This is a genomic window from Mycolicibacterium sp. Y3, from assembly GCF_051188035.1.
Lineage (GTDB): Bacteria > Actinomycetota > Actinomycetes > Mycobacteriales > Mycobacteriaceae > Mycobacterium > Mycobacterium fluoranthenivorans.
The window spans coordinates 3,822,826-3,840,157 of the sequence record NZ_JAVQLT010000001.1 but is presented as its reverse complement, the minus strand read 5'-3'; the positions used below and the strand labels follow the sequence as shown (position 1 = coordinate 3,840,157).

The 17,332-nt window shown below is 66.9% G+C and carries 13 protein-coding genes; 5 read left to right on the top strand and 8 right to left on the bottom strand.

Features of this window, described 5'->3' with window-relative positions; all coding sequences use genetic code 11:
- Nucleotide 1: 1 nt before the first annotated feature.
- Complete coding sequence (locus QN239_RS18745) at nucleotides 2–919, top strand: glycosyltransferase family 2 protein (RefSeq protein ID WP_499012610.1); 918 nt, start codon at nucleotides 2–4, stop codon at nucleotides 917–919.
- 7 nt (nucleotides 920–926) lie between these two features.
- Here QN239_RS18745 and QN239_RS18740 read toward each other — a convergent pair whose 3' ends face one another.
- Genes QN239_RS18740 through QN239_RS18730 form a run of 3 tightly spaced genes read right to left on the bottom strand, consistent with a single transcriptional unit; the run spans nucleotide 927 to nucleotide 3,384 of the window.
- Nucleotides 927–1,721 carry an ABC-2 transporter permease gene (locus QN239_RS18740; RefSeq protein ID WP_499012608.1) on the bottom strand — a complete coding sequence of 265 codons (795 nt, stop codon included), beginning with the start codon at nucleotides 1,719–1,721 and terminating at the stop codon, nucleotides 927–929.
- Entirely contained in the window at nucleotides 1,718–2,455 is a 738-nt protein-coding gene (locus QN239_RS18735) for an ABC transporter permease (RefSeq protein WP_263988076.1), read from the bottom strand. The genes QN239_RS18740 and QN239_RS18735 overlap by 4 nt, the downstream gene beginning before the upstream one ends.
- Nucleotides 2,452–3,384, bottom strand: a complete 933-nt coding sequence (locus QN239_RS18730; RefSeq protein WP_090357921.1) for an efflux ABC transporter ATPase subunit, DrrA-related — start codon at nucleotides 3,382–3,384, stop codon at nucleotides 2,452–2,454. Before QN239_RS18730 ends, QN239_RS18735 begins: the two co-directional genes overlap by 4 nt.
- A 150-nt stretch (nucleotides 3,385–3,534) precedes the next feature.
- On the opposite strand from QN239_RS18730, the gene dnaE reads away from it, so the two are divergent.
- The 3 genes from dnaE (at nucleotide 3,535) to QN239_RS18715 (ending at nucleotide 8,850) form a co-directional block, all read left to right on the top strand.
- On the top strand, nucleotides 3,535–7,071 hold the full coding sequence (gene dnaE / locus QN239_RS18725; protein ID WP_499012606.1) for a DNA polymerase III subunit alpha: 3,537 nt from the start codon (nucleotides 3,535–3,537) through the stop codon (nucleotides 7,069–7,071).
- 184 nt (nucleotides 7,072–7,255) lie between these two features.
- Entirely contained in the window at nucleotides 7,256–7,735 is a 480-nt protein-coding gene (locus QN239_RS18720) for a hypothetical protein (RefSeq protein WP_499012604.1), read from the top strand.
- Complete coding sequence (locus QN239_RS18715; protein WP_499012602.1) at nucleotides 7,732–8,850, top strand: HTTM domain-containing protein; 1,119 nt, start codon at nucleotides 7,732–7,734, stop codon at nucleotides 8,848–8,850. Before QN239_RS18720 ends, QN239_RS18715 begins: the two co-directional genes overlap by 4 nt.
- On the opposite strand, the gene QN239_RS18710 is transcribed toward QN239_RS18715, so the two are convergent.
- Both QN239_RS18710 and QN239_RS18705 read right to left on the bottom strand, forming a co-directional pair.
- A complete protein-coding gene (locus QN239_RS18710; protein ID WP_267295546.1) occupies nucleotides 8,834–9,568 on the bottom strand; it encodes a hypothetical protein in 735 nt (244 codons plus the stop codon). The two genes, QN239_RS18715 and QN239_RS18710, sit on opposite strands and share 17 nt — an antisense overlap.
- A gap of 29 nt (nucleotides 9,569–9,597) precedes the next feature.
- Entirely contained in the window at nucleotides 9,598–9,786 is a 189-nt protein-coding gene (locus QN239_RS18705) for a hypothetical protein (RefSeq protein ID WP_267295544.1), read from the bottom strand.
- Nucleotides 9,787–9,934: 148 nt separating this feature from the next.
- Here QN239_RS18705 and ilvA point away from each other — a divergent pair, with 148 nt between their 5' ends.
- Nucleotides 9,935–11,221: a threonine ammonia-lyase IlvA gene (gene ilvA, locus QN239_RS18700; RefSeq protein ID WP_499012600.1), complete on the top strand. Its 1,287-nt coding sequence runs from the start codon at nucleotides 9,935–9,937 to the stop codon at nucleotides 11,219–11,221.
- Here the strand turns inward: ilvA and treZ are convergent.
- Genes treZ through glgX form a run of 3 tightly spaced genes read right to left on the bottom strand, consistent with a single transcriptional unit; the run spans nucleotide 11,218 to nucleotide 17,332 of the window.
- A complete protein-coding gene (gene treZ, locus QN239_RS18695) occupies nucleotides 11,218–12,936 on the bottom strand; it encodes a malto-oligosyltrehalose trehalohydrolase (RefSeq protein ID WP_499012598.1) in 1,719 nt (572 codons plus the stop codon). The genes ilvA and treZ overlap by 4 nt on opposite strands.
- Nucleotides 12,933–15,194 carry a malto-oligosyltrehalose synthase gene (treY, locus tag QN239_RS18690; RefSeq protein WP_499012596.1) on the bottom strand — a complete coding sequence of 754 codons (2,262 nt, stop codon included), beginning with the start codon at nucleotides 15,192–15,194 and terminating at the stop codon, nucleotides 12,933–12,935. Before treY ends, treZ begins: the two co-directional genes overlap by 4 nt.
- An 8-nt stretch (nucleotides 15,195–15,202) precedes the next feature.
- Nucleotides 15,203–17,332 (bottom strand): glycogen debranching protein GlgX, encoded by a 2,130-nt coding sequence (gene glgX / locus QN239_RS18685; RefSeq protein WP_499012594.1) that lies wholly within the window; start codon nucleotides 17,330–17,332, stop codon nucleotides 15,203–15,205.

The window sequence follows — 17,332 nt, the reverse complement described above, 5'->3', positions numbered from 1 at the left end:
CATGGCGGGGCAGACCATCGAGGTGATCATCCCTGTCCGGGATATGGCCGACCATCTACCGAAGCTGCTTCGGCCGCTGCTCGATCAGCTCGCCGAAGGTGATCGGGTCACCGTCGTCAACGACGCCTCGACCGATGACACCGAGGCGGTGGCACGTTCGCTGGGCGCCCACGTCGTGACGGTGACCGACAGTCGCGGCCCGTACTACGCGCGGCAGCTGGCCGCGAGCAGATCGGTCGCCGACATCCTGCTGTTCATCGACGGGCGCTGCCGTCCGCTGCCCGGTCTGCTCGACGCGCACCGCGAACTCCAGAGCCGGCCGGGAGTCGTGTTGTCGTGCACCAATGTGCGCACCGTGTCCGGGCCCACGCTGGCCGCCCGCATGGCGGCCAAGATGCAACCCTTCATGCTTCCTCGCGGCGGCGGTGCGATGAAAGCCACCATCGGGATGGTGCCGCCCAAACCCGACTACTACCCGACCGCCAATCTCGGTATCGACAGGATCGCGTTCACGAAGGTGGGCGGCTTCAGGGCGATGCGCGGCGGTGGCGACCTCGATATCTGCTGGCGGATCCAGGAACAGCCGCTGGGCACGATAGCGACCGACACCAGGGTCCTGATGGAGTGGGAACCGCGCACCGCGATGCGGGATCTGGGGAGCCAGTGGAAGCGCTACGGGCACAGCAACGCCTACCTGCGTTGGGTGCACCACAACGAACGCGGGCGCCACGGCGAGCACCCGGCGCCGCAGCACTCGGCGACCGAGGCGTGGACGACGCTGCGCGCGGAGTTGCGCCGGCCGTTCGGCGAACTCGCGGCCAACGCAGTGGTCGGCCTGGCGTTCCAGTACGGCTTCGTCTCGGCGTGGCTCAAACGGTCGGAGTTCGAGATGCCGGCCACCTTCGAGGTCACGCCCTGACGGCGGTTCAGCCGTTGACTTTGCCGCCCTCGACCGCGGCTTTGTACCCGCGCACGGTGGCGGGCACGAACAGCGCCGCGATCACCACGGCCCACAGCACGGTGAACAGCATCGGCTGCCACACGTTGCCGCCGGAGGACAGCGCGCGCATCGCCGCCGCCGCCGGTGCCACCGGCTGATACTGCGCCAGGGGGCGCAGCAGTGCCGGAAGCCGGTCGAGTGGGACGATCGTCGCGAAGGCCAGGCCCGTGCACAGCGTCTGCGTCCAGGTGAGGATGACCCGGCCCTGTGGCCGCAGGGCCAGCGTGATGACGATGGTGGCGAAGACGACCACGACGATGACCGGGACCAACAGGTAGACGATCAACTCCAGCCAGCCGCCGGAGAACCGGAAGCCCATCACGTATCCGGTGGCCACCACGACCGCCGACCCGGCGAAGGTGCGCACCGCCTCGGCCAGCAGCGCGCCGGTCAACGGCGCCGTCCGGTGCACCGGCATGATCCACAGCCGGGTCAGCAGACCGCTGTCGCGGTCATAGGGCACCACCAGTCCGGCGCCGATGGCGCCGGACATGGCGCCGGCCAGCGTGCAGACCGGGATCAGGACGTCCAGCCCACTGTTGCCGGTGAGGCGCACCATCGACTTGCCGACGAGTGCCCCGTAGATGATGAGCAGCAGGGTGGGGAACAGCAGCGCCTGCAGCGGCACCATCGGGTAGCGGCGCCACTGGATGAAGAGCCGACCGGCGAAGACCCAACTCTCCGTGAGCAGGGAATGCCGGTGCGCTGAATCGGAAGTCATGATGTTCGCCCCTGAAGTCGCACGGCAATGGGCCCGAAGACGACCAGCAGGCCGATGCACCAGGCCAGGCTGGTGGCGAGATTGCCGGTCGTGACGTGGCCGCTGGTGAAGCCGCGCAGGGTCTCGGTGATCTGCGAGATGGGCTGGTACCGCACGAAAGTCTGCAGCCATGACGGAAAGGCGTCGACCGGTGCGAGCCCGGTCGACAGCATCACCAAGAGCAACTGCGGGACCAGCAACAGCTGGCTGGCCACCTCGGTGCGGCCGGCCTTGCTGCCGGTCGCGTCCGCGCCCAGGGACAGCGCCAGGGTCAACGTCAGCGACATCAGCACAAAGGCTGCGGCGTAACCGAATCCGCTGTTCAGCCGAAACCCGAACAGATACGCGCCCAGGAGCGCGGCGGTCAGGGCCAGCACCCCGCGGATCAGGCAGTAGGCCATCCGGGCCAACAACGGCGCATAGGGCGAGATGGGCAGCGTGCGCATGCGGGAGCTGAGCCCGCTGGCCTTCTCCGAGGCGGCCCGGTCGGTCGTGGTGAGCGCACCGAACAGCATCGCCTGCACGACCACCGCGGGCAGGATGTACTGCGCGTAGCTCATCTGGCCGGTGGCGATGACATCACGGAGCAGGAACGTCAGGCCGATCAGCCCGGACATCGGCACCAGAACGGCGAAGACGAGATCCATCCGGCTCTTCCCGAGGATGCGGGCCGTCAGGAGTGCGAACGGCGTCACTTCGAGGTGACCGGGGAGGTGAGGTGCAGGAACACCTCGTCGAGGGAGGGCCTGCGCAGGGAGATGTCGATGAGCTCGACGCCGATCTCGTCCATCCGCCGGAACACCTCGGTCAGCGTGGCCACACCCTTGGGCGCCGGGACCGCCACCGTGGTCGCATCGGTGTCGACCTCGACCTCGTCGAAGTCGGCGAGCGCCGTGGCGATCCGCGACAGGTCGTCGGGATTGAGCGGGGTCATCTCGCAGTAGCTGGAACCGGTCTGGCGCTTGAGCTCGTCGGCGGTGCCGCTGGCGACGATCTGTCCGGCGTTGAGGATGACGATGGAGTCACTGAGGATATCGGCCTCTTCGAGGTACTGGGTGGTCAGCAGGACGGTGATGTCCTGCGCCTTCATCGAGGCCACCAGGTTCCACACATCGCGCCGACTCCGGGGGTCCAGGCCGGTGGTCGGCTCGTCGAGAAAGAGCACCTTGGGCAGGATCACGAGTGACACCGCGATGTCGATGCGCCGCCGCATACCTCCGGAGTAGCCGCTGACCTGACGGTCGGCCGCATGGCCCATGTCGAACTGGGTGATGAGCTCTTCGGCCCGGGCGCGGGCCTCGGCGCGGCGCAGGCCGCGCAGACGCCCGAACAAGATCAGGTTCTCCCGGCCGGTCAGCCGCGGATCGAGGGCGGCGTCCTGACCGGTGACCCCGATGCTGCGGCGCACCTGGGCGGGCTCGGTGGCCACGTCGTAGCCCGCGACGATGGCCCGGCCCGAACTCGGCTTGAGCAAGGTGGAGAGGATCTTGACGGTGGTCGTCTTGCCGGCGCCGTTGTGGCCCAGCAACGCGCACACGGACCCGGTGGGGACCGAAAAGCTCACGTCGCGCAGGGCGGGAACGCCACCGCCGAAAGTCTTGGCGACATTATTGAGCTCGATCACGGAGTCATACGATACAGCGGACCCGCGGTCCGCGAGTTCCGTGCCTGTGGGCCGAGCCGGGGCCCGGGAATCGGGTGAACCGACACCCGCGAAGACACGGATGCCGACACGCCGAGAAGTGTCGGTCGGCACCAATAGACTGGCGTCCCTATGAGCTCCTCCTTCGTGCACCTGCACAACCACACCGAATACTCGATGCTCGACGGTGCGGCGAAGGTCAAACCGATGATCGCCGAGGCGCAGCGCCTCGAGATGCCCGCGATCGGGATGACCGACCACGGAAACATGTTCGGTGCCAGTGAGTTCTACAACAAGGCCACCGACGCGGGTATCAAGCCGATCATCGGCATCGAGGCGTACATCGCTCCCGGGTCCCGGTTCAACACCAAGCGCATCACCTGGGGCGACCCGGGACAGAAGGGTGACGACGTCTCGGGTAGCGGTTCCTACACCCATATGACGATGGTCGCCGAGAACGCGACCGGGCTGCGCAACCTGTTCAAGCTGTCGTCGTTGGCCTCCTTCGAGGGGCAGCTCGGCAAATGGTCGCGGATGGACGCCGAGCTGATCGCCGAGAATGCCGAGGGCATCATCGCGACCACCGGTTGCCCGTCCGGCGAGGTGCAGACCCGGCTGCGGCTCGGCCACCAGAAAGAGGCGGTCGAAGCGGCGGCCAAGTGGCAGGACATCTTCGGCAAGGACAACTTCTTCCTGGAGCTGATGGACCACGGCATCGAGATCGAGCGCCGGGTCCGCGAAGGGCTGCTCGAGATCGGCCGCAAGCTGGGTATCCCGCCGCTGGCCACCAACGACTGCCACTACGTGACGCGCGAGGCCTCGCACAACCACGAGGCCCTGCTGTGCATCCAGACCGGCAAGACGCTCTCGGATCCGGCCCGGTTCAAGTTCGACGGCGACGGTTACTACCTGAAGTCCGCCGCCGATATGCGGGCGTTATGGGACCCGCAGGTCCCGGGAGCCTGTGATTCCACCCTGCTCATCGCCGAGCGGGTGCAGTCCTACGCCGATGTATGGACCCCCCGCGACCGTATGCCGGTGTTCCCGGTGCCGGACGGTCACGACCAGGCCAGCTGGCTGCGCCACGAGGTTCTGGCCGGTCTGAACCGCAGGTTCCCCGACGGCGTGCCGCCGGAGTACCTCGAGCGGGCCGACTACGAGATCAAGGTCATCTGCGACAAGGGCTTCCCGTCCTACTTCCTGATCGTGGCCGACCTCATCAGCTACGCCCAGTCGGTCAACATCCGGGTCGGGCCGGGCCGTGGTTCGGCGGCCGGGTCGCTGGTGGCCTACGCCATGGGCATCACCAATATCGACCCGATACCGCACGGTCTGCTGTTCGAGCGCTTCCTGAACCCGGAACGCCCGTCGGCCCCCGATATCGATATCGACTTCGACGACCGCCGCCGCGGTGAGATGGTGCGCTACGCCTCGGAGCGGTGGGGCAGCGACCGGGTGGCCCAGGTCATCACCTTCGGTACCATCAAAACCAAAGCGGCACTGAAGGACTCGGCTCGTGTGCACTATGGGCAGCCCGGGTTCGCGATCGCCGACCGGATCACCAAGGCGCTGCCCCCGCCGATCATGGCCAAGGACATCTCGGTGGCCGGGATCACCGATCCCACCCATGAGCGCTACAAAGAGGCCGCCGAGGTCCGCGCCCTGATCGACACCGATCCGGACGTCCGCACCATCTACGAGACGGCGCGCGGACTTGAAGGGCTGGTCCGCAACGCCGGCGTGCACGCCTGCGCCGTCGTCATGAGTTCCGAGCCGCTCGTCGACGCCATCCCGATGTGGAAGCGGGCGCAGGACGGCGCGATCATCACCGGGTGGGACTACCCGTCGTGTGAGGCCATCGGCCTGCTGAAGATGGACTTCCTGGGCTTGCGCAACCTCACCGTCATCGGTGATGCCCTGGAGAACATCAAGGCCAACCGCGGGATCGATCTGGACATGGATCACCTTCCGCTCGATGATCCGGCCACCTACGAATTGCTTTCCCGCGGAGACACTCTGGGTGTGTTCCAGCTCGACGGCGGACCCATGCGGGACCTGCTGCGCCGGATGCAGCCCACCGGGTTCAACGATATCGTCGCGGTGCTGGCGCTCTACCGGCCCGGCCCGATGGGCATGAATGCGCACAACGACTATGCCGACCGTAAGAACGGCCGTCAGCCGATCAAGCCCATCCATCCCGAATTGGAGGAGCCGCTCAAGGAGATCCTGGCCGAGACCTACGGCCTGATCGTCTACCAGGAGCAGATCATGTTCATCGCCCAGAAGGTGGCCTCGTACACCATGGGCAAGGCCGATGCGCTGCGGAAGGCCATGGGCAAGAAGAAGCTTGAGGTGCTCGAGGCCGAGTACAAGGGTTTCAAGGAGGGGATGACGGCCAACGGCTTCTCCGAGGCCGCGGTGAAGGCGTTGTGGGACACCATCCTTCCCTTCGCCGGCTACGCGTTCAACAAGTCGCACGCCGCGGGCTACGGGCTGGTGTCGTTCTGGACGGCCTACCTGAAGGCGAATTTCCAGGCCGAGTACATGGCCGGCCTGCTGACCTCCGTCGGCGATGACAAGGACAAGGCCGCGGTATACCTGTCGGATTGCCGCCGGCTCGGGATCACGGTGCTACCACCGGACGTCAACGAATCGGTGCACAACTTCGCCTCGGTCGGCCAGGACATCCGTTACGGCCTCGGGGGTGTGCGCAACGTCGGCGGCAACGTGGTGCAGTCGATCATCAACGGGCGCAAGGAGAAGGGGAAGTACACCGACTTCTCCGACTACCTGAACAAGATCGACATCACCGCGTGCAACAAGAAGGTGACGGAATCCCTGATCAAGGCGGGGGCGTTCGACTCACTCGGTCATCCGCGCAAGGGCCTGTTCCTGGTACATGCCGATGCCGTGGACTCGGTGCTGGGCACCAAGAAGGCCGAGGCGATCGGCCAGTTCGATCTGTTCGGCGGCGGCGACGCCGACACCGGGATCGAGTCGGTGTTCGCCATCCCGGTGCCCGACGGCGAGTGGGAGGACAAGCACAAGCTCGCCCTGGAGCGCGAGATGCTGGGTCTCTACGTGTCCGGTCATCCGCTCGACGGGGTGGCGCATCTGCTGAGCGCCCAGGTGGACACCCAGATCCCGGCGATCCTGGAAGGCGATATCGCCAACGACACCCAGGTGCGCATCGGTGGCATCCTGGCCTCGGTCAACCGTCGGGTCAACAAGAACGGATTGCCCTGGGCCTCGGCGCAATTGGAAGATCTCACCGGCGGTATCGAGGTGCTGTTCTTCCCGCAGACCTATTCGGCGTTCGGTGCCGATATCGCCGACGACGCCGTGGTGCTGGTCGGTGCCAAGGTGGCCATTCGCGATGACCGGATCTCGTTGATCGCCAATGACCTTGTGGTGCCGGACTTCTCGAATGCGCAGGCCGACCGGCCGCTGGCGCTCAGCTTGCCGACCCGGCAGTGCACGGTGGACAAGGTGACCGCGCTCAAGCAGGTGCTGGCTCGCCATCCCGGTGTGGCACAGGTTCATCTGCGCCTGATCAGCGGGGAACGCATCACCACTCTGGAGCTGGACCAATCGCTGCGGGTGACACCCTCCTCGGCATTGATGGGGGATCTGAAGGCCCTGCTCGGACCGGGCTGCCTGGGCGGCTGACGGCTTCCTGGGGGAGCCGGTCTTTGCGGTGCGAAAAATTAGACGGCGTAATGTTTGCTGTCGCAAGCAATATGCAGATATTGCCGTGGTGTCGGGGTACTGCTAAGTTCACTCGCCATAGCTGGTGTCACTGACTGGGGAGAGTCAGGGGCGGCATGCGCCTATCGGCACGGGGGGAGCTGCAATGTCCGTACGCACCGTGCGCATCATTTTCGTTGTCACCGTGCTGTGGGTTGTGATGCTGCAGTACGTCCTGTTCGGGCTCTGGTGCGGGGAAATATATCCCGCGCTGGCTTTGCCCGGCTTTCCGGCGAAATGCCCGGGCTGTCCGCTCGAAACCGGGGAGCCGACCGGCAAAGAACCCACACTGCGGGTTCTGTTCGCGGACGGGCACACTCAAGAGGTTCCGGTGCAGAATCTCATGCCGCCCGGACCGAAAGTGCGCCTCATGGTCGTCTTCTCCGCCTTCGAGGATGATTCGGTGCGGAAAGATCCGAACGCGGTGAACTGGTTCCGGTCGAGAATTGCCGAGCTGTTCCCCGGCGAACCGGCGGTCGGCGCGGATATCCTGTGGCGCAAGGCAACCTATAAAGCGGCCGACCCCTCGAAAACCGAATACCAACCGCTACACACGACGCGGATCGTGTTCGGGCCTTCGACATGAGAATCGCCGAGAGATTCGATCGATGGGTCGAGACCGGTCCGTTCACCTCGGCAGACCTGGGCATCTATCGCATCGTCTATGCGCTGTGCGCATTGTTCACCGCACCCGATATCACCTGGCTCGGCCGGCAGCCGGACTTCCTGTTCCACGCACCGCCCGGCCCGCTGCGCCTCCTTTCCGGATTTCCCTCACCCACCGCGCTTCTCGCCCTGGAAGTGCTCCGCTCGGCTGCGCTGATCCTGCTGGGGCTGGGTCTGTGGACGAAATTCGCCTCGATCTTCACGTGGCTGATGCTCTCCATCACGTACGGATTGACCTACTGCATGGGCAATATCGACCACAACATCTTGGTGGTCATCGCCCCGCTGGTGCTCGTGTTCGCCCATTGGGGAGATCGTTTCTCCCTCGATGCCCTGCGGTGTCGTAGAGAGCCTCTGCCGCAACGGCAATGGCCGCTGCGGCTACTGGCGATCCTGGTGGGGTGGGCCTGGTTCGCGGCCGCGGCCACCAAACTCCTGACGGGGTGGCTGTCCCTGTCGAGCGAAGCGGCGCGGGGTTATTTCGTCATCAAGTACCTGACCGTCGGCCGGCAGGTCGGATTGTCGGACTGGGTCGCCGTCCACGATTCGCGTGTCGCTTGGGAACTTCTCGACTGGGTGACGGTGATCTTCGAGTTCTCGATCCTGCTGGCGGTGCCGTGGTGGCGTGCGTTTCGCATCACCCTGGCCATCGCGACGATCTTTCATCTGAGCGTCCTGCTGATCATGAACATCGATTTCAATGCCGCCGTGGTGGCCTACGGCGCCTTCGTGTCGTGGACCGCGGTGGCGCGCAGGACGGGCGCGACCCGGCTGTTCGCCTCGGCGTGGGCGAGGGAGCTGGGCCGCGTGCTGGGTTCCGGCCGGCGCGCGTACCCGGTGCTGGCCCTGGCCGGGGTCACCGTCGGTGCGGTGGCGTGGTTTCTCATGGTCGACCCGGTGGGCAGCATCTCGACCGGGCTCATCGGCGGCACCGTGGTCATCGTGCTCGGAGCGGTGATCGGCGCGTCCTATCTGGCGATCGAGGTGAAATCGATGCTCGGCATCGGGGCGCGGGAACTCACTTCAGCACATTGACCGCGCGGGCGATGACCAGGGCGATCGTCGACATCGCGACCGAGGCCTGCACGGTCATCATCAACTTGGCCCAACGCGCCAGCGGCATGGTGTCGGTGGGGGAGAAGGCCACCACGTTGGTGAAGCTGACGTACATATAGTCGACGAAGGTCGGGCGCCAGTCGGGTTTGGCCTTGTCGGGGTCCGTCATCTGCGGGAACAGGAAATCCGGGTAGGGCTGCTCGACGGCGTGCCGGGCGAACGGCCCACCGCGGTCCAGCTCCCAGTACCACAACGCGAAGGCCAGGATGTTGGTGACGAAGATGGCCCCGCCACTGCCCAGCAGGACGGCCGCGTCGTTGCTGACGTCGCCCCGCAGGATCCAGTAGTCCAGCATCACGGCGGAGGCCGTGTTGTCGACGGTGATGGCGGCGGTCAGGGCAAGGCTGCCCCAGCGGGCGGCGGTGGTGCGCCGGGACAGCCGCAGCGGGTTGATCGCCACCAGGAGGACCACCAGCATCAGTTCCATCGCCAGCAGCGGCCAGCGCGGCACCACGGTGTAGCGGTCGGGCACGGCGCGCTGCAGCACGACGGCCAGCAGGATCGCCACGAGCACCGGCAGCCGGCTCTCCGGCTCACCGGGGCGCAACCACGACGGCACATGGTGCTCGGCGCCCGAGGCGATGCGCTCCGCCCGCTTGACGAACGCTTCGGCCGGCGTCGGCGGTGTCGGTTCCATCGGATCAGTGTGGCGGCTGATCCTGGGGATCAGTGCGTAACGGCGCCGAGCACGATCCAGGTGAACGCGGCGACGGCCGCCGCGGTCAGCACCGCGGGAGCCGCGCTCGCCGAGAGTGCGCCGACGACCACCAGTGCCAGCACGCCCAGCAGCAGCGCGATCAGCTTGTACGTGGGCCAGGGCACCCCGGCGATACGTACTTCGGGTGGTGCGGTCATACGTCAACGATAGCTCGCAACCCAGAGTTCGGGCAACCGAAACCTTGGATCGGGGGCCTCGTGTCGCGTGCCGTCCTGGCGCGACCCTGCGCAAACCGGTCCCGGTGGGTGATTTCCGCTGTCCGAGCTGCAGTGGCACCATGAAGCGGTGTCTGCCGAACTGAGCCAGGATTCCCGTCGAACGCCGCTGACCGTGTCAGCGGCGGATATCGATGACGCGGCTCAGCGAATTTCCGGCGTGGTCACCAAGAGCCCGCTGCAATTCAGCGATCGGCTGTCGGGCATCACCGGCGCGCAGGTGTATCTCAAACGCGAAGATCTGCAGGCCGTGCGCTCCTACAAGCTGCGCGGTGCCTACAACCTGCTGATGCAGCTGACCCCCGAAGAACTGGCCGCCGGCGTGGTCTGCGCATCGGCGGGCAATCATGCCCAAGGTTTCGCCCTGGCCTGCCGGTCCATGGGCGTACATGGCCGGGTGTACGTGCCGGCCAAGACCCCGAAGCAGAAGCGCGACCGGATCCGCTATCACGGCGGTGAGTTCATCGAACTGATCGTCGGCGGCAAGACCTTCGATCTGGCGGCAGCGGCGGCGGCCGACGACGTGGCTCGCACCGGGGCCACCCTCGTCCCGCCGTATGACGACCCGCGCACCATCGCCGGGCAGGGCACCATCGGCGCGGAGATACTGGCCCAGCTGCCCGACGAACCCGACCTGGTCATCGTGCCGGTCGGCGGTGGCGGCTGTATCTCCGGCATCACCACCTACCTGTCCGAGCGGACCACCGCCACGGCGGTGCTCGGCGCGGAGCCGGCCGGCGCCGCGTCGATGATGGCGGCGCTGGCGGCGGGTGAACCGGTGACGCTCGAGGATGTGGACCAGTTCGTCGACGGTGCGGCCGTGGCGCGCGCCGGCACCCATACCTATGCCGCGCTGGCCGCGGCGGGGGACATGGTGTCGATCACCTCGGTGGATGAGGGCGCGGTGTGTACCGCGATGCTGGATCTCTATCAGAACGAGGGCATCATCGCCGAGCCGGCGGGCGCCCTGTCGGTCGCGGCGCTGCTGGAGGCGGGCATCGAGCCGGGGTCGACGGTGGTGTGCATCATCTCCGGCGGCAACAACGACGTGTCCCGTTACGGCGAGATCCTGGAGCGTTCGCTCGTGCATCTCGGCCTGAAGCACTACTTCCTGGTCGACTTCCCACAGGAGCCCGGGGCGCTGCGCAACTTCCTCGACGGCGTCCTCGGTCCCAATGACGACATCACGTTGTTCGAGTACGTCAAGCGCAACAACCGGGAGACGGGTGAGGCGCTGGTGGGCATCGAGATGGGGTCGGCCACCGATCTCGACGGCCTGCTGCTGCGAATGCGCGAATCAGACTGCCACATCGAGCGTCTGGAGCCCGGTTCGCCGACCTACCGCTACCTGACCTAGTCGGTGCTGCGCAGCACCGCGAACGACTGTCCCGGCAGGCGGGTGCCGGTGCCGTCCGGCGTGGGATCCTCGGATGCCAGCACGGTGGCGCCGGCCACCGGAACCGTCACCGCGTCGGTGCCGAGGTTGCAGGCCACCGCCAGCGCGCCGCGGTACATGACGATCCAGCGGGCATCCTCGTCGTAGTCGACGCGCAGATGGGTCAGCCACGGGTCGGCGAAGTCGGGTTCGTGGTGCCGCAAGGCGATCAGGCCGCGGTAGAGCTCCAGCAGGCGGGCGTGCTCGCCGGTGGTCAGCTCGTCCCAGTTCAGCTTGGACCGCTCGAAGGTGGCCGGGTCCTGGGGGTCGGGGATCTCGTCGGCATCCCACCCGTGCGCGGCGAACTCGGCCTTGCGGCCCTCGGCGGTGGCCCGGCCCAACTCGGGCTCCGGGTGCGAGCTGAAGAACTGGAACGGGCTCGTCGATCCCCATTCCTCACCCATGAACAGCATCGCCGTGTAGGGCGAGCCAAGTGCCAGAGCAGCTTTCACCGCGAGCTGGCCGAAGGTCAGATTCTGCGACGGCCGGTCCCCGACGGCCCGGTTGCCCACCTGGTCATGGGTGAGGGTGTAGGCCAGCAGCCGGGTGGCGGGGATCGTGGTGACATCCAGCGGCCGGCCGTGCCGACGATGCCGGAACGACGAGTAGGTGCCGGCGTGGAAGTAGCCGTGCGTCAGGGTCTGGGCCAGGGTCTGCAGGGAGCCGAAATCGCCGTAGTAGCCTTGCCGTTCACCCGAGACCGCGGTGTGGATGGCGTGGTGGATATCGTCGTCCCACTGCGCGGTCATCCCGAGCCCGCCCCGGTCGCGGGGGGTGATCAGCCGCGGATCGTTGCGGTCGCTCTCGGCGATCAGCGACAGCGGACGGCCCAGTTCTTTTGCCAGCGCCTCGGTTTCGCCGGCCAGCTCTTCGAGGATGTGGATCGCGGTGGTGTCCACCAGTGCGTGCACCGCGTCCAGCCGCAGGCCGTCCGCACCGAAGACACGCATCCAGCGCAGCGCGCAGTCCAGGATGTAGCGGCGCACCTCGTCGGCGTCGGCGTCGGCGATGTTGATCGATTCGCCCCACGGGTTGCTGCCCGTCGACAGGTAGGGCCCGAACCGCGGCAGGTAGTTGCCGGACGGTCCGAGATGGTTGAACACGGCGTCGATCAGCACGCCGAGGCCGCGGGCGTGGCAGGCATCCACGAAGCGCAGCAGTCCATCCGGCCCGCCGTAGGGTTCGTGCACGGCGTACCACAGCACACCGTCGTAACCCCAGCCGTGGGTGCCGCCGAAGGCGTTGACCGGCATCACCTCGACGAAGTCGACGCCGAGCCGGACCAGATGGTCCAGCTTCTCGATGGCCGCGTCGAACGTGCCCGCGGGGGTGAACGTGCCCAGATGCAGTTCGTAGATCACCGCACCTTCGACGGACCGGCCGGCCCACGGGGCTGGAGCGGCCTGCGGTTCCCACCGGGCCGACGGCGCATGCACGCCGTCGGGTTGGCGTGCCGAGCGCGGATCCGGCAGCACCGTCTCGTCGTCGTCGAGGACGAAACCGTACCGGCTTGTGGGCCGGGCCGGCACGTCCGCACGCCACCAGCCGTCCGCACCGCGGGTCATCGGGTGCACTACCCCGTCGACATCGAGGCGGACCAGTTCGGGGCGCGGCGCCCACACGGCGAAGGCGGTCATGCGGCCCGCTCCAGCAGCGACACCGGCAGTTCGCCGAACAGTTCGGCCGCCGGCACCGTGCCGGTGAACGTCCGGCCACCGATCCGGTCGGTCCAGGTCCCCGGCGGCAGCGTGAGAGTGGTCTCACCCCAACCGGTTTCGCCAAGCCGGAGGGTCCACCTGGTCACCGCCACCAGGACATCGTCACCGCGCAGGTAGGCCACCACGTGATCGGCGGCCGTTCCCTGCGCCTGGAGCGGATGGTGGCCACCGGCCAGGAAGGTGTCCGGTTTGTCGCGGCGCAGCCGCAACGCGGCGTGCACCACCCGGATCTTGGGATCGCTCCCGTCGGCCAGTGCGGCCCGGCGGGCTTCGTAATCGACGGGGCGCCGGTTGTCCGGGTCGACCAGGCTGTCATCGGGCAGTTCGGTGCCCTGGTAGACATCGGGGATACCGGGCACCGTCAGGGCCAGCAGCTTCTGACCGATCGCGTCGCTGATTCCGTGTGGGCCCAGCTGCCCGACCAGCGCGGTCAACTCGGTGGCGACGGGGCCGTCGATGATCGAGTCCAGCCAGGCGTGCACCGCCGATTCGAACTCGGCGTCGGGGTCGTTCCACGTGGTGTGCGTGCCTGCCTCGCGGATCGCCTTTTCGGCGTAGGCGTGCAGCCGGTTGCGCAGCGCGTCGGTGACGTCTCCGTCGGCCGGCCACACCCCGAAGATGTTCTGCCACAGGAATACCGCAGTCTGCTCATCGGGTGCGAGTACCACGTGCGACCACCGCCGGATCCGCTCGGACCACACCTCGGCCGCCTGGGACAGTACGCCGATGCGGGCCCTGACGTCCTCGCTGCGCTTGGTGTCGTGCGTGGAGGTGGTGACCATGGCACGCGGCCACAGCCGGGCCCGGGTGGCGGACCGCAGATGGAATTCGGCTGCGCTCACCCCGAAGTCCTCGGGCTCACCACCGACCTCGTTCAGCGATACCAAGCGGGCGTCCCGGTAGAACAGGCAGTCCTCGACGGCTTTTGCGGTCACGGCGCCACACAGCTGCTGGATCCGTTTGTCCGCCTCGGCGCCTGCCGCCAGGGCTGCGGCGATGATCTGTAGTGGCTCCGCGAGTTCGGTTCGGGTGGCGGCGGTTTCGGCGATCGCGACCGGGCCGACCGCGGCCAGGCTCGGATAGTCGAACCGATACACCCCGATGTGGGTGAGCAGCGCGGTGATCGCCTCGGCCAGCAGCGGGTGATCGCTGCCCACCTCGGCGACGATCACCCGGCGCAATCGGGCCAGTTCGCTGGCCAGGGTGGTGGTGGCGGCCGACGTCTTGAGCAGTCGGGTCTGTGCGGCGTTGTCGGCCGCGTACAACGCGGTCAGTGCCGGTTCGCCCGTGGGATCGATGAACACCCCACCCACCTCGCGCAGGGCGTCGTACCCGGTGCCCCCGTCGACCGGCAGCGCGGTGTCCAGGGGTTCGTCGGGCGCCAGGATCTTCTCGATGACGATCCACGCCCGCGGGCCGACCAGCTCGCGCAACCGCACCAGATAGCCGGCCGGGTCGGTGAGGCCGTCCGGATGATCGATGCGCAGCCCGTCGACCAGCTCATCGGTGAACCAGCGCCGTACCTCGGCATGCGAGGCGGCGAACACCTGCGCATCTTCCTGCCGCAACCCGGCCAGTGAGGTGATCGAGAAGAACCGTCGGTAGCCGCAGAGGTTGTTGCGCCAGCCGATCAGCTTGTAGTGCTGCCGCGCATACACTTCGGCGGGGCTGCCCTCGGCGGTGCCCGGCGCGATCGGCCACACCCGCTCGCCCAGTCGCAGCAGCCCGCCGTCGATCTGCAGGCCGTCGACATCGTCATCGGAGCCCAGCACCGGCAGCACGACGCGGCCATCGGCCAGGTCCCAGTCGATATCGAAGTAGGATGCGAACGCCGACTTCCGGCCGTGCGTCAGTACATCCCACCACCACGGATTGTCCCGCGGTGACTCCACCCCGACGTGGTTGGGCACGATATCGACGACGAGGCCGAGCCCACGCGCCCGGGCCGCCGCCGAAAGTCGTTGCAGGCCTTCGCCTCCGCCCAGCTCAGCGGACACGGTGGTCGGGTCGGTGACATCATAGCCGTGCGTCGAACCGGCGTTGGCGGTCAGGATGGGGGACAGGTACAGGTGTGAGACCCCGAGCTCGGCAAGGTAGTCCAGCAGGTTCTCGGCGTCGGCGAAGGTGAACGAATCGCCGCGCAGCTGAAGGCGATACGTCGAAAGGACGGCTGCCACGGGCCCGCTCAGCTCGTCTTCTGCAGTACCAACAGGGACCGCGGCCGGAGCGAGATCTTCTCACCCGCGGCCGCGACGAGATCGTTGTGACCGCCGGGATCGGCGGTGTCCAGTGCGGTGGCCCACTGTTCGGCATATCCCTCGGCGGGCAGCACGAAGTCGAGCTCCTCGTCGTGGGCGTTGAAGCACAACAGGAATGAGTCGTCGGTGACGCGTTCGCCGCGGGAGTTCGGTTCGGGGATGGCGTCGCCGTTGAGGAACACCGCGATGCTCTTGCCGAAGCCCGAACCCCAGTCCTCCGGCGTCATCTCGGTACCGGCCGGCGTCAGCCAGGCGATATCGCGTTCCTGCTCGGCGGTGCGGATCGGCGTCCCGTCGAAGAACCGGCGCCGGCGGAACACCGGGTGGTTCTTGCGTAGTGCGACCACCTTGCGGGTGAAGTTGAGCAGGTCGGCGTTGGTCTCGCACATCGACCAGTCGATCCAGGCGATCTCGGAGTCCTGGCAGTACGCGTTGTTGTTACCGCCCTGGGTGCGGCCGATCTCGTCGCCGTGACTGATCATCGGTGTGCCCTGCGACAGCATCAGGGTGCCCAGGATGTTGCGCATCTGACGGTGCCGCAGGTCGAGGATGTCGGGGTCGTCGGTGGGACCTTCCACACCGCAGTTCCACGACCGGTTGTGGCTCTCGCCGTCGCGGTTGTCCTCGCCGTTGGCGTCGTTGTGCTTCTCGTTGTAGGACACCAGGTCGTTCAGCGTGAAGCCGTCATGGCACGTGACGAAGTTGATACTCGCACTCGGACGGCGGCCGGTCGCCTCGTAGAGATCCGAGGAACCGGTCAGCCGCGAGGCGAACTCACCGAGGGTTGCGGGTTCGCCCCGCCAGTAATCGCGCACAGTGTCCCGGTATTTCCCGTTCCACTCGGTCCACAAACCTGGGAAGTTCCCGACCTGGTAGCCGCCCTCGCCGACATCCCATGGTTCGGCGATCAGCTTGACCTGACTGATCACCGGGTCCTGCTGGACCAGGTCGAAGAACGCGCTCAATCGGTCGACGTCGTAGAACTCGCGGGCCAGCGTGGACGCCAGATCGAACCGGAAGCCGTCCACGTGCATGTCCAGTACCCAGTACCGCAGGGAATCCATGATGAGCTGCAGGGTGTGCGGGTGCCGGGCGTTGAGGCTGTTCCCGGTACCCGTGAAATCCTTGTAGAACTGCGGCTGTCCGTCGAGCAGGCGGTAGTACGCCGCGTTGTCGATACCGCGGAAATTGATGGTCGGACCGAGGTGGTTGCCTTCGGCGGTGTGGTTGTAGACGACATCGAGGATGACCTCGATGCCGGCGTCGTGGAATGACCGCACCATCGCCTTGAACTCGGCCACGGCACCGCCGGCGTGTTGGTTGGCGGCGTACTGGTAGTGCGGCGCCAGGAAACCGAAAGTGTTGTAACCCCAGTAGTTTCGCAGTCCGAGGTCGAGCAGCCGGTGATCGTGCAGGAACTGGTGCACGGGCATGAGCTCGATGGCGGTGACGTTCAGCGATTTGAGGTGGTCGATGATCACCGGGTGGGCTAGGCCGGCGTAGGTGCCGCGCTGCTCCTCGGGGATGCCCGGATGCAACTCGGTCATGCCCTTCACGTGGGCCTCGTAGATGACGGTCTCATGGTAGGGCGTGTGGGGTGCGCGGTCGGATCCCCAGTTGAAGAACGGGTTGATCACCACGCTGGTCATGGTGTGGCCCAGCGAGTCGACTCCCGGCGGGTGCCCGGGGATCTCCGGGTCCTCGGCGTTCAGGTCATAGGAGAACAACGCCTGGCTGAAATCGAAGTCGCCGTGAAATGACTTGCCGTAGGGGTCGAGCAGCAGCTTGCTCGGATCGCAGCGGTGCCCGGACGCCGGGTCCCACGGCCCGTGCACCCGGAATCCGTATCGCTGGCCCGGGGTGACAGTGGGCAGATAGGCGTGCCACACATATCCGTCGACCTCGTCGAGCGTGATGCGTTCCTCACTGCCGTCCTTGGCGATCAGGCAGAGTTCCACCTTCTCGGCGACTTCGGAGAATAGCGAGAAGTTGGTACCCGCACCGTCGTACGTCGCTCCGAGGGGGTAGGCGGTTCCCGGCCACACTGCGTTGACCAT

What these genes read in the sequence shown, in the direction of transcription:
- QN239_RS18745 (WP_499012610.1), top strand. Translation starts at nt 2, where the DNA reads ATGGCGGGGCAGACCATCGAGGTGATCATCCCTGTCCGGGATATGGCC.
- QN239_RS18740 (WP_499012608.1), bottom strand. Translation starts at nt 1,721, where the DNA reads ATGACTTCCGATTCAGCGCACCGGCATTCCCTGCTCACGGAGAGTTGG.
- dnaE (WP_499012606.1), top strand. Translation starts at nt 3,535, where the DNA reads ATGAGCTCCTCCTTCGTGCACCTGCACAACCACACCGAATACTCGATG.
- QN239_RS18720 (WP_499012604.1), top strand. Translation starts at nt 7,256, where the DNA reads ATGTCCGTACGCACCGTGCGCATCATTTTCGTTGTCACCGTGCTGTGG.
- QN239_RS18715 (WP_499012602.1), top strand. Translation starts at nt 7,732, where the DNA reads ATGAGAATCGCCGAGAGATTCGATCGATGGGTCGAGACCGGTCCGTTC.
- QN239_RS18710 (WP_267295546.1), bottom strand. Translation starts at nt 9,568, where the DNA reads ATGGAACCGACACCGCCGACGCCGGCCGAAGCGTTCGTCAAGCGGGCG.
- QN239_RS18705 (WP_267295544.1), bottom strand. Translation starts at nt 9,786, where the DNA reads ATGACCGCACCACCCGAAGTACGTATCGCCGGGGTGCCCTGGCCCACG.
- treZ (WP_499012598.1), bottom strand. Translation starts at nt 12,936, where the DNA reads ATGACCGCCTTCGCCGTGTGGGCGCCGCGCCCCGAACTGGTCCGCCTC.
- glgX (WP_499012594.1), bottom strand. Translation starts at nt 17,332, where the DNA reads ATGGTCAACGCAGTGTGGCCGGGAACCGCCTACCCCCTCGGAGCGACG.